The sequence below is a fragment of the Delftia sp. RIT313 genome (assembly GCF_000632165.1).
GTDB classification, from domain to species: Bacteria; Pseudomonadota; Gammaproteobacteria; order Burkholderiales; family Burkholderiaceae_C; genus Comamonas; species Comamonas acidovorans.
Window position 1 is genome coordinate 229095 of sequence record NZ_JFYT01000046.1, and the last position, 12904, is coordinate 241998.

Genomic DNA, 12904 nt, shown 5'->3' on the forward strand with positions numbered 1-12904 from the left:
CATTCATTACAACGATTGCGCACCTTGCGTGCAGCGGCCGCCGCCTTTCGCTTTTTCCACTCCAAAGCTTTAAGCCATGAAAAAACGCACCCTCTTGGCCATGGTGGCCCTGTCTGCACTGCTGGCAGCCTGCGGCAAGAACGAGTCCGCATCGACCGCCACCGCGCCGGTTGCCGCCCCCGTGCCGGCAGCCATGACCAAGTTGGTGATCGGCCTGGACGACAACTTCCCGCCCATGGGCTTTCGTGACGACAAGAACGAGATCGTCGGCTTCGACATCGACATGGCGCGTGAAGCCGCCAAGCGCATGAACGTGGAAGTGGACTTCAAGCCCATCGACTGGAGCGCCAAGGAAGCCGAGCTGGTCGGCAAGCGCGTCGACGCGCTGTGGAACGGCCTGACCATCACCGAAGAGCGCAAGAAGAACATCGCCTTCACCGCGCCCTACATGGAGAACCACCAGATCATCATCGTGCGCGCCAACTCCGACATCAAGGACAAGGCCGGCCTTGCAGGCAAGGTCGTGGGCGCGCAGGATGGCAGCTCGGCCGTGGACGCCATCAAGAAGGACGCCGCCGTGGCCGCCAGCTTCAAGGACCTGAAGACCTTCGGCGACAACATCACCGCGCTGATGGACCTGTCGGCCGGCCGCCTGGACGCCGTCGTGGTCGACGAGGTCGTGGGCCGCTTCCACGTGGCCAAGAAGGCTGGCGAGTACCTGGTGCTCGAGGACAACTTCGGCACCGAGGACTACGGCGTGGGCCTGCGCAAGGAAGACACCGAAGTTCTGGGCAAGCTCGAAGCCGCGCTGGCCGAGATGAAGAAGGACGGCAAGGCCGCCGAAATCGCCTCCAAGTGGTTCGGCAAGGACATCATCAAGTAAATCCGGCACACCATGCGACCGGCAAGGCCAGCCTGGCATTGCCGGTCTTTTGCGTTCTGGGACGCACGCGCCCGTGGCTGCCCGGATCCTGCCGATGCCGGCGGGGCCGCGCACCGCACTGAGGCCATTCGATGGAATATGTAATCTCGCTCATGGGGCCGCTGTCCGCCGGCGCCCTGGTCACCCTCAAGCTCTTCGTCATCACCCTGGCGCTGTCCATCCCCCTGGGACTGTCGCTGGCGCTGATGCGCATCTCCCGCTTTCCCGCCCTGAGCCGGCTGGTAGGCGGCTACATCTGGCTGATGCGCGGCACGCCGCTGATGCTGCAGATGCTGTTCATCTACTTCGCGCTGCCCTTCGTGCCCGTGATCGGCGTGCGCCTGCCCGATTTCCCTGCAGCCGTCGTCGCCTTCGCGCTGAACTACGCCGCCTACTTCGCCGAAATCTTCCGCGCGGGCATCCAGTCCGTGGACCGCGGCCAGTACGAGGGTGCCAAGGTGCTGGGCATGAGCTACGGCCAGACCATGCGCCGCATCATCCTGCCGCAGATGTGGGCGCGCATCATCCCGCCTGTGAGCAACGAGACCATCACCCTGGTCAAGGACACCTCGCTCATCTACGTGCTGGCCCTGAACGACCTGCTGCGCGCCGCGCGCGGCATCGTGCAGCGCGACTTCACCATCACGCCCTTCGTGGTGGCCGCAGGCTTCTATCTGGTCATGACTCTCGTGTTGACCTGGATCTTTCAATACCTAGAAAAACGCCATGCCAAATACGACGCGTGATAACGCGCCCGAGACCATGATCTCGGCGCAGAACATCTGCAAGGGCTTTGGCGGCGTGCCGGTGCTGCGCGGCGTTTCGCTGGAGCTGGCGCGCGGCGAGGTGGTGGCCGTCATCGGTCCTTCGGGATCGGGCAAAAGCACGTTCCTGCGCTGCCTCAACCACCTGGAAACCATTGACAGCGGCCGTGTCGCCGTCGAGGGCGAGGTGCTGGTGGACAGCGGCGCGGACGGCCGCGCCCACTACGTGCCCGAGGCGCAGATCCGCCAGATCGGCCGCAAGATGGGCATGGTGTTCCAGTCCTTCAACCTGTTCCCGCACCTCACGGTGCTGGAGAACATCATCGAGGCGCCGATCGTCGTCAAGGGCCTCAAGCGCGAGCAGATCGTGCCCAAGGCCGAGGCGCTGCTCCACAAGGTGGGCCTGCTGGAAAAGCGCGATGCCTATCCCAACCGCCTGTCGGGCGGGCAAAAGCAGCGCGTGGCCATCGCCCGGGCACTGGCCATGGAGCCGGACATCCTGCTGTTCGACGAGCCCACCTCCGCGTTGGACCCGGAGCTGACCGGCGAAGTGCTGCGCACCATGCGCGAGCTGGCCCAGGAGCACATGACCATGCTGGTCGTGACCCACGAGATGGGCTTTGCCCGCGAGGTGGCCAATCGCGTGATCTTCATGGACAAGGGCGAGATCGTCGAGCAAGGCCCGGCGGAAGCCTTTTTTGCAGCGCCGCAGCACGCCCGGACCCAGGCATTTCTGCAGAACATGTTGTAAAAAAACATCTGTCCAGTCCGGACTTTCCCCAGGTCCAGAGGGCGTGCAACGCTTGTGTAGCAAGCGAAGCATGCTCTTTTTTTTATGGCGTTTTCTGCCATGACTTTTTGAGAAACATACACGGATGTATGTTTATCTCGGGGGGTGATGAGCAGGCATCGGCACCTGTCTGCACAATAGCGGGCTTGCCTGCGAACATTTATCGACCGCACCACAGCATGATCCCAACCGCCTCTTTCGTGGAGTTGCGCAACGTCACCTTCGGCTATGGCGAACGTGTGATCCTGCGCGACCTGTCGCTGCAGGTGCCGCGCGGCAAGGTCACGGCCCTGATGGGGGCATCGGGCGGCGGCAAGACCACGGTGCTTCGCCTGATCGGCGGCCAGCAGCATGCCCAGCAGGGGCAGGTATTGTTCGATGGCAAGGACGTCACCACCATGGACGCCGCAGGCCTGTACGCCGCGCGCCGGCGCATGGGCATGCTGTTCCAGTTCGGAGCGCTGTTCACCGACATGAGCGTGTTCGACAACGTGGCCTTCCCGCTGCGCGAGCACACCGATCTCCCCGACGAACTGGTCCGCGACATCGTGCTCATGAAGCTGCATGCCGTGGGCCTGCGCGGTGCGCGCGACCTCATGCCCAGCGAGATCTCTGGCGGCATGGCCCGCCGCGTGGCGCTGGCGCGGGCCATTGCGCTGGACCCCGAACTGATCATGTACGACGAGCCCTTCGCCGGGCTGGACCCCATCTCCCTGGGCACGGCCGCCCAGCTGATCCGCGAACTCAACGACGCCATGGGCCTGACTTCCATCCTGGTGTCCCATGACGTGGAGGAAACCTTCCACGTGGCCGACCATGTGGTCATCCTGGGCAACGGCGGCGTCGCCGCCCAGGGCTCGCCAGATGAGGTGCGGGCCAATCCCGACCCGCTGGTGCAGCAGTTCATCCACGCACGGGCCACCGGTCCCGTGCCTTTCCACTACCCCGGCGTGAGCGCCGAGGAAGATTTCGGCAACCCCGCAAGCTCCGGCAAGAGCCACGGCAGGAGGCACGCATGAACCGGCTGCATCCCGCACGCATTGGCGCGGCGGTACGCCAACAGCTGACGCAGCTGGGCATGGGCACGCGCCTGTTCGGCCGCCTGCTCGCCCTCATGGGGCCTGCGCTGGGCCGCCCGCGGCTGATCGGCGACCAGATCCATTTCCTGGGCAACTATTCGCTGGCCATCATTGGCGTGTCCGGCCTGTTCGTCGGTTTCGTGCTGGGCCTGCAGGGCTACTACACGCTGCAGCGCTATGGCTCGGCCGAGGCGCTGGGCCTGCTGGTGGCGCTGTCGCTGGTGCGCGAACTCGGCCCCGTCGTCACGGCGCTGCTGTTTGCCGGGCGTGCCGGCACGGCGCTGACGGCCGAGATCGGCTTGATGAAGGCCGGCGAGCAGTTGTCGGCCATGGAGATGATGGCCGTGGACCCGGTGCGCCGCATCCTGGCGCCGCGCTTCGTGGCGGGCCTGATCGCCATGCCGCTGCTGGCGGCCGTTTTCAGTGCCGTCGGCGTGATCGGCGGCTGGCTGGTGGGCGTGGTCATGATCGGCGTCGATGGCGGCGCCTTCTGGGGCCAGATGCAAAACGGCGTGGACTGGTGGTATGACCTGGGCAACGGTGTTCTCAAGAGCCTGGTGTTCGGCGTGGCGGTGACCTTCATCGCGCTGCTGCAGGGCTATGCAGCCAAGCCCACGCCCGAAGGCGTGTCCCGCGCGACCACGCGCACGGTGGTGATGGCCTCGCTGGCCGTGCTGGGGCTGGACTTCCTGCTCACGGCAACGATGTTCAGCCTTTGACCCGGCACCGGTGCCACCTCTCGCAAATCAAGGAAAAACAAACCATGCAGCAATCCAAGAGTGATGTCTGGGTCGGACTGTTCGTGCTGATCGGCGCTGCGGCGCTGGTGTTCCTGGCGCTGCAGTCGGCCAACCTGCTGAGCCTGAACTTCCAGAAGACCTATACGCTGACCGCGCGCTTCGACAACATCGGCGGACTCAAGCCCAAGGCAGCCGTGCGCAGCGCGGGCGTTGTCGTGGGCCGCGTGGAATCCATCACCTTCGACGACAAGGTCTTTCAGGCCAGCGTGACCATGGCCCTGGAAAACCGCTATGCGTTTCCCAAGGACAGCTCCCTGAAGATCCTGACCAGCGGCCTGCTCGGCGACCAGTACATCGGCATCGAAGCCGGTGCAGATGACCACAATCTCAAGGATGGCGACCGCGTCGTCGCAACCCAGTCGGCCGTTGTGCTGGAAAATCTGATCGGACAGTTCCTCTACGGCAAGGCCGAGCAGGGTGGCAGCTCCGGTGCAGGAGGCAAAGAATGACAACCAACCACCATGAACAGGCGACCGCGGGTCGCCCTGCCGCCCAGGCAGCCTCCTGGCAGCGCGCCGCCATGCTCGGCACGCTGGCCGCCGCTTCGCTGCTCGCCGGCTGCGCCACCGCCCCGGGCGAGGCACGCAACCCCCAGGATCCGTTCGAGCCGTTCAACCGCAGCATGTACTCGTTCAATGACGGGCTGGACCGCGCCGTCCTGAAGCCGGTGGCCACGGCCTACCGCGATGTCACGCCGCGCCTGGCGCGCGATGGGGTGAGCAACTTCTTCTCCAACCTGAGCGATGCCTGGTCGTTCGTGAACAACGCGCTGCAGGGCCAGGCCGAAGGCGCCTACAACTCCGTCGTGCGGTTCTCGGTCAATACGGTCTTCGGCCTGGGCGGCTTGCTCGACATCGCCAGCGAGGCCGGCATCGAGCGCCAAAAGCAGGACTTCGGCCAGACCCTGGGTCGCTGGGGCGTGCCCACCGGGCCGTACCTGGTGCTGCCGCTGCTCGGCCCGTCCACGGTGCGTGACACGGCTGCTCTGCCTGTGGATGCCTGGGGCAACCCCCTGACGGCGATCAACGACATCCCCGTGCGCAACAGCCTGTATGTGCTGCGACTGGTGGATACGCGTGCACGCCTGCTCAATGCCTCGGACACGCTGGACTCCGTCGCCCTTGACCGCTATAGCCTGACGCGTGACGTCTACCTGAACCTGCGGCGTGGCAAGTCCGGCGATGACGGCCGCATCGAGGACTACGACGAAGATGCCGGCAAACTGCCGCCCGAAGACGGCGCAAAGTAAGCAGTTCGTAACATCCCGAGATGAAAAACGGTCCGCGCCTGACACGGCGCGGCCGGAAAAATGTGCAATATCAACCCGGTCCGGGGCATTGAGGCCCTGCTGGGAAAGGAAAAGTGATGATCAATCGACGTGCCTGGAGCGCTGCTGCGGCAGCCGTGCTGGCCATGGGAACCTGGGGCGCTGCGCTGCCCGTCCACGCGGCCGACGAAACCCCTGATGCGCTGATCAAGCGTGTCTCCACCGACGTGCTGGAAACCATCAAGAAGGACCCCTCGCTGCGCGAGGGCGATGTCTCCAAGGTCAATGCGCTGGTCAATGACAAGGTCATGCCTTATGTGAATTTCCGCCGCATGACCTCGGCTTCGGTGGGCCCGGCCTGGCGCCAGGCCACGCCTGCACAGCGCGAGAAGCTGGAGACCGAGTTCAAGGCCCTGCTGATCCGCACCTATTCGGGCGCGCTGACCCAGGTCAGCAACCAGACCATCAATGTCAAGCCGGTGCGTGCTGCGCCCGGCGACATCGATGTGCTGGTACGCACCGAAGTGCTGGGCCGCGGCGAGCCCGTGCAGCTGGACTACCGCCTTGAAAAGTCCGGCGACGGCTGGAAGATCTACAACCTGAACGTGCTGGGCGTGTGGCTGGTGGAAACCTACCGCAACCAGTTCAGCCAGGAAATCAATGCCCGTGGCATCGACGGCCTGATCGAGACCCTTGCCACGCGCGGCAAGATGCCTGCCACGCCGCCCTCCAAGGGCTGACAGCCGCTGACGCACGCGCCATGTTGCAGCTCCCCCGTGAACTGACCTACCGCCAGGCGCGCAGCTGCCTTGTGCAGCTGCAGCCCCAGGTGCAGGCCTTCGATGGCGCCCAGGTGCGCGTCGATGCCAGTGGCATCGAGGTCTTCGACTCGGCCGCCCTGGCCGTGCTGCTGGCCTGCCGCCGCACCGCGAAGGCGGCCGACAAGCAATTGGTGGTCGTGGGCCTGCCGCAGGGCCTGCAGTCCATGGCGGCGCTGTACGGCGTCGACGGGCTGCTGACCGACGCATCCTCCCCCTCCTGAGCCGGCGCAGCGCGCCGCTGCAAAGAGCCCTGCAAGGCAGGTTTGGCTGCAAGGGCCTAGAATCGCGCCTCGCATGTCTGCCGTCTCATTCCAATCCATCTCCAAGACCTACCAGACCCCCAAGGGGGCCTTCCAGGCGCTCAACCACGTGAGTCTGGACATCGAGGAGGGCGAGTTCTTCGGCCTGCTCGGTCCCAATGGCGCTGGCAAGACCACGATGATCAGCATCCTGGCCGGCCTGTCGCGCGCCACCAGCGGCCGCGTGCTGGTCCAGGGCAGCGACGTGCATGCCGACTACTCGGCTGCCCGGCGCAAGCTGGGCATCGTGCCGCAGGAGCTGGTCTTCGATCCCTTCTTCAACGTGCGCGAGGCGCTGCGCTTTCAGTCCGGCTATTTCGGTGTCAGGAACAATGACGACTGGATCGACGAGCTGCTGCACAGCCTGGGGCTGACCGACAAGGCCAACTCCAACATGCGCCAGCTGTCCGGCGGCATGAAGCGCCGCGTGCTGGTGGCCCAGGCCCTGGTGCACAAGCCGCCCATCATCGTGCTGGACGAGCCCACGGCCGGCGTGGACGTGGAGCTGCGCCAGACGCTGTGGCATTTCATCGCGCGCCTGAACCGCGAAGGCCATACCGTGCTGCTCACCACCCATTACCTGGAAGAGGCCGAGGCGCTGTGCAGCCGCGTGGCCATGCTCAAGCAGGGCAACATCGTCAAGCTCTCGACCATGTCGGATCTGCTCAAGTCCGCCTCCTCCAACGTGCTGCAGTTCAAGACCGATACCGCCTTGCCGCCGGCCCTGGCCGCGCGGGCACGTGTGACCGGCCGCATCGTGCAGATACCTGCCAACGACGCCAGCGATGTGGAGCGCCTGCTCGCCGCACTGCGCGAGGGCTCCGTCGTCCCCGAGGACGTGGAAATCCGCCGTGCCGATCTGGAGGATGTCTTCATCCACGTGATGAACGAGCAAGGCCAGACCTCGCAGGGAGCTTCGGCATGAACGGCTGGCAGACCCTGCTCAAGAAGGAAGTGCTGCGTTTCTGGAAGGTCAGCTTCCAGACCGTGGCCGCACCCGTGCTCACGGCTGTGCTCTATCTGCTGATCTTCGGCCATGTGCTCGAAGGCCGGGTGCTGGTCTACGACCGCATCAGCTACACGGCCTTCCTGATCCCCGGCCTGGTGATGATGAGCGTGTTGCAGAACGCCTTCGCCAACAGCTCATCGAGCCTGGTGCAGAGCAAGATCATGGGCTCCATGGTCTTCGTGCTGCTCACGCCGCTGTCGCACTGGGCGTGGTTTGGCGCCTACGTGGGCGCTTCGGTGCTGCGCGGGCTGCTGGTGGGCGTGGGCGTTTTCATCGTCACGCTGTACTTCGCCATTCCCGAATTCACGGCGCCGCTGTGGATTCTGGTCTTCGGCCTGCTGGGCGCGGCGCTGCTGGGCACGTTGGGCGTGATCGCCGGCCTGTGGGCGGACAAGTTCGACCAGATGGCGGCCTTCCAGAACTTCCTGATCATGCCCATGACGTTCCTGTCGGGCGTGTTCTATTCCATCCAGTCGCTGCCGCCTTTTTGGCAAAAAGTCAGCCATCTGAACCCGTTTTTCTACATGATTGACGGCTTTCGCTACGGCTTCTTCGGCCAGAGCGACGTGTCGCCCTGGGTCAGCCTGGCCATCGTCGGCTCGGCCTGGCTGGCGGTGAGCGCCCTGGCCGTGCACCTGCTGCGCATCGGCTACAAGATCCGCGGCTGAGGTTTTTCCACAGGCTGCGGCGGGCGCTGTGCCCGCATTGTTGAATCCACCCATGAACAGGCGGCCGGCGCCCGGCGCCGCCGCCAACCAAGGCCATGCCACGATGCATGGCAGGAAAGCTTCCCCCATGACTGCAGACCAACTCAAGGAACTGATCGCCACCGGCCTGCCTTGCGAACACATTGCGCTGGAAGGTGATGGACGGCACTGGTTTGCCACCATCGTCTCGGCCCAATTCGAGGGCCAGCGACTGCTGCAGCGCCAGCGCCTGGTCTACGCCACGCTGGGCCAGCGCATGCACACCGACGAGGTCCACGCTCTGTCCATGAAGACCTATACGCCCGCCGAGTGGGCTGCCCAGGCCGGCCAGGCCTGAGCCGGCGGTCAGGCACTTCAGACTCCTGCTGCACCGGTCGCCACGGCCCGTGCAGCATCTTCTTTTCCCCGATTTCCAGATTCAAGGCTGTCAGCCATGGACAAACTCCTGATTCGCGGTGGCCGAGCGCTGCATGGCGAGGTGACGGTCTCCGGCGCCAAGAATGCCGCCTTGCCCGAGCTGTGCGCCGCGCTGCTGTCGTCCGAGCCCGTCACCCTGCGCAACGTGCCGCGCCTGCAGGACGTGGCCACCATGCTCAAGCTCATCCGCAACATGGGTGTCAGCGCCGAGCACGATGACAGCGGCACCGTGCGCATCAACGCCGGCTCTCTGTCCAACCCCGAGGCACCCTACGAACTGGTCAAGACCATGCGCGCCTCGGTCCTGGCCCTGGGCCCGCTGCTGGCACGATTCGGCCAGGCCCGCGTGTCGTTGCCCGGCGGTTGCGCCATCGGTTCGCGGCCCGTGGACCAGCACATCAAGGGCCTGCAGGCCATGGGCGCCGAGATCGTGGTCGAGAACGGCTACATGAACGCGTGCCTGCCCGGGCATCTCAAGCGCCTGCAGGGCGCCCGCATCACCACCGACATGGTGACCGTCACGGGCACCGAGAACTTCCTGATGGCCGCCGTGCTGGCCGAAGGCGAGACCGTGCTGGAAAACGCCGCCATGGAGCCAGAGATCGGCGACCTGGCCGAAATGCTCATCAAGATGGGCGCAAGAATCGAAGGCCATGGCACCGGCCGCATCGTCATCCAGGGCGTGGAACGCCTGGGCGGCTGCGAGCACCAGGTGGTGGCCGACCGCATCGAGGCCGGCACCTTTTTGTGCGCCGTGGCCGCAACGGGCGGCAATGCGCTGCTGCGCAATGGCCGCGCCGACCATCTGGGCGCCGTCATCGACAAGCTCAAGGATGCGGGCGCCGAGGTGTCCGCCGAGGACGGCGGCATCCGTGTGCGCGCGGCCGGCAAGCTCAAGGCCCAGAGTTTTCGCACCACCGAATACCCGGGCTTTCCCACCGACATGCAGGCGCAGTTCATGGCGCTGAACCTGGTGGCCGAAGGCTGCAGCATGGTCACCGAGACCATCTTCGAGAACCGCTTCATGCACGTGGACGAAATGCTGCGCCTGGGCGCGCAGATCACCACCGACGGGCGCGTTGCCACCATCACCGGCAGCCAGTCGCTGTCGGGCGCGGCCGTCATGGCCACCGACCTGCGCGCTTCGGCCAGCCTGGTCATCGCCGGCCTCGTGGCCAAGGGCGAGACCCTGGTCGATCGCATCTATCATCTGGACCGCGGCTACGATCGCATGGAAGACAAGCTGCGCGGCCTGGGTGCCGACATCGAAAGAGTTTCCCAATGACCATCACGATTGCCCTGTCCAAGGGCCGCATCTACGACGAAACCGTGCCGCTGCTGGCCGCTGCTGGCATCTCGGTCAGCGAAGACATTGAAAAGTCGCGCAAGCTGATCTTCGAGACCAACAAAAGCGACGTGCGCGTGGTGCTGGTGCGCGCCTCCGACGTGCCGGTCTATGTGCAGTACGGCGGCGCCGATCTCGGCGTGGCCGGCCTGGACTCGCTGATCGAGCATGGCGCCCAGGGCCTGTACCAGCCCCTGGACCTGAAGATCGCGCGTTGCCGCGTCAGCGTGGCCGTGCGCAACGGCTTCGACTATGCGCTGGCCGTCAAGCAGGGCGCCCGCCTGCGCATCGCCACCAAGTACCCCGAGATCGCGCGCAACTTCTTTGCCACCAAGGGCGTGCACGTGGACATGGTCAAGCTCTACGGCTCCATGGAACTGGCCCCGCTGACCGGCATGGCCGATGCCATCGTCGACTTGGTGTCCACCGGCAACACGCTCAAGGCCAATGACCTGGTCGAGGTCGAGCCCATCATGGAGATCAGCTCGCGCCTGGTGGTCAACCAGGCGGCGCTCAAGCTCAAGCGCGAGCCGCTGCGCCACATCATCGATGCCTTCGCCGAGGCGGTAAATGGCCCCAGGGGCTGAGCCCGGAGATCCGGCGAAGGAGGCGCTTGCGCTGTGTTTCGCCGCGCATGGCCTGCCCTGCGAGGAATACAACGGCTGGCTGCTGCCTGGCGGCCAGGCACCAGGCGTGCTGGCCGATTGGCGCGGTGCCTACCCCAGCCATCCCCTGGTCGGTTCCCTGGCCGTGGTGGTTCGCCTGCCGGACCGGCGCGAGATCATCGAGAATTTCACTGGCCTGGGTGAAGGCCTGCAGGGAATGCACGACGCATTCGGCCACTTCGCTGTCAGCGACCTGCATGTGATGCTCTCCGCCCTGTGGACGGCGCGCGATGAGGATGCCGTGCCAGCCGAGGCCTGGCAGGCCCATGGCCGACAATGGCAGGCCTATCCGGGCCCTTGGCATCTTCGCAACGATGCCCCGCTGCCCGAAGGCATCACTGAGCGCCTGCGCGCCTTGATCGAGGCCGAGGCGCTGGACAAGGACGAGGACCTGCACTGGTTTCGCTTCTTTGTCGGGCAGAACAATGGTGATTTCACCATTGAAGCGCTCAAGGACAATCAGAAGTGGCCCAGCGCTGAGGCCCTGCTGCGCGACCAGGACTGGCCCCTGCGCGACGGCTACTACGGCGCGCGCCTGTTCTTGATACTGAAGCACGGCTGCGAGACGGCCTGCTAGACCCCAAGGAAACCACAATGGAATATGTAGCTGCCCCTGCCCGCCTGTCGACTGCGGACGCCAACTTCGAACACGATTTTGCGCAGCGCCTGCATTGGTCGGCAGACACGGACGCGGCCATTGAGCAGCGCGTGGCCGACATCCTGGCCGATGTGCAAAAGCGTGGCGATGCGGCCGTGCTGGAGTACACGGCGCGTTTTGACGGATTGCAGGTGGACGGCATGGCAGCGCTGGAGCTGACGCAGGCCGAGCTCAAGGCCGCCTTCGACAGCCTGGGCGACGAGCAGCGCGATGCGCTGACGGCAGCCGCCCAGCGTGTGCGCACCTACCACGAGGCACAAAAGCGCGCCAGCGGCGAGAGCTGGAGCTACCGCGACGCCGATGGCACCCTGCTGGGCCAGAAGGTCACGCCGCTGGATCGCGTGGGCATTTATGTGCCCGGTGGCAAGGCCGCCTATCCGTCCAGCGTGCTGATGAATGCCATTCCCGCCCACGTGGCTGGCGTGCAGGAAATCATCATGGTCGTGCCCACGCCACGCGGCGAGAAGAACGCCCTGGTGCTGGCTGCCGCCTATGTGGCGGGCGTCACGCGCGGCTTCACCATCGGCGGTGCCCAGGCCGTGGCGGCCCTGGCCTACGGCACGGCCACCATCCCGAAGGTGGACAAGATCACCGGCCCCGGCAATGCCTATGTGGCCAGCGCCAAGAAGCGTGTGTTCGGTACCGTGGGCATCGACATGATTGCCGGCCCCAGCGAAATCCTGGTGCTGGCCGACGGCAGCACGCCGCCCGACTGGGTGGCCATGGACCTGTTCAGCCAGGCCGAGCATGACGAGCTGGCGCAAAGCATCCTGCTGTGCCCGGATGCCGACTACATCGCCGCCGTTCAGCGCGAGATCGATCGCCTGCTGCCCGAGATGCCGCGGCGCGCCATCATCGCCAAGAGCCTGAGCGACCGGGGTGCCCTCATCCTCACGCGCGACATGCAGGAGGCCTGCGCCATCAGCAACCGCATCGCGCCCGAGCACCTGGAAGTCTCCAGCAACGATCCCCACCAGTGGGAGCCGCTGCTGCGCCATGCAGGCGCCATCTTCCTGGGGGCCTACACCAGCGAGAGCCTGGGCGACTACTGCGCCGGCCCCAACCATGTGCTGCCCACCAGCGGCACGGCGCGCTTTTCCTCGCCGCTGGGGGTCTATGACTTCCAGAAGCGGTCCAGCCTCATCGAGGTCAGCGAGCAGGGTGCCCAGACCCTGGGCCGCATCGCCTCGGTGCTGGCGCATGGCGAAGGCCTGCAAGGCCATGCGCGTGCGGCTGAAATGCGTTTGAAGTAGACGCTCGCTTCCTGTTGGACGAAGGCGCCGTCACCGAAAGGGGCGGCGCTTTTTGCTGCCTGAACGCTGGAGCAAGCGTGTCAAGAATTGACACGAAATCAGTGGAGC

16 protein-coding genes are annotated in these 12904 nt (G+C 65.4%); all 16 read left to right on the forward strand.

What is annotated here, in order from left to right; all coding sequences use genetic code 11:
• The first annotated feature begins 76 nt into the window (after positions 1-76).
• On the forward strand, positions 77-883 hold the full coding sequence (locus BW39_RS13520) for an amino acid ABC transporter substrate-binding protein (protein WP_043822271.1): 807 nt from the start codon (positions 77-79) through the stop codon (positions 881-883).
• 131 nt (positions 884-1014) lie between these two features.
• Positions 1015-1668: an amino acid ABC transporter permease gene (locus tag BW39_RS13525; RefSeq protein ID WP_012207336.1), complete on the forward strand. Its 654-nt coding sequence runs from the start codon at positions 1015-1017 to the stop codon at positions 1666-1668.
• Positions 1649-2437 carry an amino acid ABC transporter ATP-binding protein gene (locus BW39_RS13530; protein ID WP_373681080.1) on the forward strand — a complete coding sequence of 263 codons (789 nt, stop codon included), beginning with the start codon at positions 1649-1651 and terminating at the stop codon, positions 2435-2437. The genes BW39_RS13525 and BW39_RS13530 overlap by 20 nt, the downstream gene beginning before the upstream one ends.
• A gap of 218 nt (positions 2438-2655) precedes the next feature.
• Complete coding sequence (locus BW39_RS13535) at positions 2656-3495, forward strand: ABC transporter ATP-binding protein (protein WP_043822273.1); 840 nt, start codon at positions 2656-2658, stop codon at positions 3493-3495.
• On the forward strand, positions 3492-4274 hold the full coding sequence (gene mlaE / locus BW39_RS13540) for a lipid asymmetry maintenance ABC transporter permease subunit MlaE (protein WP_012207333.1): 783 nt from the start codon (positions 3492-3494) through the stop codon (positions 4272-4274). Before BW39_RS13535 ends, mlaE begins: the two co-directional genes overlap by 4 nt.
• A gap of 44 nt (positions 4275-4318) precedes the next feature.
• Positions 4319-4804 (forward strand): outer membrane lipid asymmetry maintenance protein MlaD, encoded by a 486-nt coding sequence (gene mlaD / locus BW39_RS13545; RefSeq protein WP_012207332.1) that lies wholly within the window; start codon positions 4319-4321, stop codon positions 4802-4804.
• The gene (locus BW39_RS13550) at positions 4801-5604 is read left to right on the forward strand and encodes an MlaA family lipoprotein (protein WP_043822275.1); all 804 of its coding nucleotides are present in this window, start codon (positions 4801-4803) and stop codon (positions 5602-5604) included. The genes mlaD and BW39_RS13550 overlap by 4 nt, the downstream gene beginning before the upstream one ends.
• Positions 5605-5720: 116 nt before the next feature.
• On the forward strand, positions 5721-6362 hold the full coding sequence (locus tag BW39_RS13555; protein WP_043822277.1) for an MlaC/ttg2D family ABC transporter substrate-binding protein: 642 nt from the start codon (positions 5721-5723) through the stop codon (positions 6360-6362).
• Positions 6363-6382: 20 nt separating this feature from the next.
• Positions 6383-6664 (forward strand): STAS domain-containing protein, encoded by a 282-nt coding sequence (locus BW39_RS13560; protein WP_043822279.1) that lies wholly within the window; start codon positions 6383-6385, stop codon positions 6662-6664.
• 73 nt (positions 6665-6737) lie between these two features.
• Positions 6738-7667 (forward strand): ABC transporter ATP-binding protein, encoded by a 930-nt coding sequence (locus tag BW39_RS13565; protein WP_013800798.1) that lies wholly within the window; start codon positions 6738-6740, stop codon positions 7665-7667.
• A complete protein-coding gene (locus BW39_RS13570) occupies positions 7664-8419 on the forward strand; it encodes an ABC transporter permease (protein WP_012207327.1) in 756 nt (251 codons plus the stop codon). Before BW39_RS13565 ends, BW39_RS13570 begins: the two co-directional genes overlap by 4 nt.
• A 127-nt stretch (positions 8420-8546) precedes the next feature.
• Positions 8547-8795, forward strand: a complete 249-nt coding sequence (locus BW39_RS13575; RefSeq protein WP_012207326.1) for a BolA family protein — start codon at positions 8547-8549, stop codon at positions 8793-8795.
• A gap of 96 nt (positions 8796-8891) precedes the next feature.
• Complete coding sequence (gene murA, locus BW39_RS13580; protein ID WP_012207325.1) at positions 8892-10160, forward strand: UDP-N-acetylglucosamine 1-carboxyvinyltransferase; 1269 nt, start codon at positions 8892-8894, stop codon at positions 10158-10160.
• The gene (gene hisG / locus BW39_RS13585; protein ID WP_012207324.1) at positions 10157-10807 is read left to right on the forward strand and encodes an ATP phosphoribosyltransferase; all 651 of its coding nucleotides are present in this window, start codon (positions 10157-10159) and stop codon (positions 10805-10807) included. The genes murA and hisG overlap by 4 nt, the downstream gene beginning before the upstream one ends.
• Entirely contained in the window at positions 10791-11462 is a 672-nt protein-coding gene (locus tag BW39_RS13590; RefSeq protein WP_043822282.1) for a DUF6348 family protein, read from the forward strand. Before hisG ends, BW39_RS13590 begins: the two co-directional genes overlap by 17 nt.
• A 17-nt stretch (positions 11463-11479) precedes the next feature.
• Positions 11480-12796: a histidinol dehydrogenase gene (gene hisD, locus BW39_RS13595; protein WP_013800800.1), complete on the forward strand. Its 1317-nt coding sequence runs from the start codon at positions 11480-11482 to the stop codon at positions 12794-12796.
• The last annotated feature ends 108 nt before the right edge of the window (positions 12797-12904 follow it).

Coding starts and splice junctions, on each gene's coding strand:
- BW39_RS13520 (WP_043822271.1), top strand. CDS start 77: ATGAAAAAACGCACCCTCTTGGCCATGGTGGCCCTGTCTGCACTGCTG.
- BW39_RS13525 (WP_012207336.1), top strand. CDS start 1,015: ATGGAATATGTAATCTCGCTCATGGGGCCGCTGTCCGCCGGCGCCCTG.
- BW39_RS13530 (WP_373681080.1), top strand. CDS start 1,649: ATGCCAAATACGACGCGTGATAACGCGCCCGAGACCATGATCTCGGCG.
- BW39_RS13535 (WP_043822273.1), top strand. CDS start 2,656: ATGATCCCAACCGCCTCTTTCGTGGAGTTGCGCAACGTCACCTTCGGC.
- mlaE (WP_012207333.1), top strand. CDS start 3,492: ATGAACCGGCTGCATCCCGCACGCATTGGCGCGGCGGTACGCCAACAG.
- mlaD (WP_012207332.1), top strand. CDS start 4,319: ATGCAGCAATCCAAGAGTGATGTCTGGGTCGGACTGTTCGTGCTGATC.
- BW39_RS13550 (WP_043822275.1), top strand. CDS start 4,801: ATGACAACCAACCACCATGAACAGGCGACCGCGGGTCGCCCTGCCGCC.
- BW39_RS13555 (WP_043822277.1), top strand. CDS start 5,721: ATGATCAATCGACGTGCCTGGAGCGCTGCTGCGGCAGCCGTGCTGGCC.
- BW39_RS13560 (WP_043822279.1), top strand. CDS start 6,383: ATGTTGCAGCTCCCCCGTGAACTGACCTACCGCCAGGCGCGCAGCTGC.
- BW39_RS13565 (WP_013800798.1), top strand. CDS start 6,738: ATGTCTGCCGTCTCATTCCAATCCATCTCCAAGACCTACCAGACCCCC.
- BW39_RS13570 (WP_012207327.1), top strand. CDS start 7,664: ATGAACGGCTGGCAGACCCTGCTCAAGAAGGAAGTGCTGCGTTTCTGG.
- BW39_RS13575 (WP_012207326.1), top strand. CDS start 8,547: ATGACTGCAGACCAACTCAAGGAACTGATCGCCACCGGCCTGCCTTGC.
- murA (WP_012207325.1), top strand. CDS start 8,892: ATGGACAAACTCCTGATTCGCGGTGGCCGAGCGCTGCATGGCGAGGTG.
- hisG (WP_012207324.1), top strand. CDS start 10,157: ATGACCATCACGATTGCCCTGTCCAAGGGCCGCATCTACGACGAAACC.
- BW39_RS13590 (WP_043822282.1), top strand. CDS start 10,791: ATGGCCCCAGGGGCTGAGCCCGGAGATCCGGCGAAGGAGGCGCTTGCG.
- hisD (WP_013800800.1), top strand. CDS start 11,480: ATGGAATATGTAGCTGCCCCTGCCCGCCTGTCGACTGCGGACGCCAAC.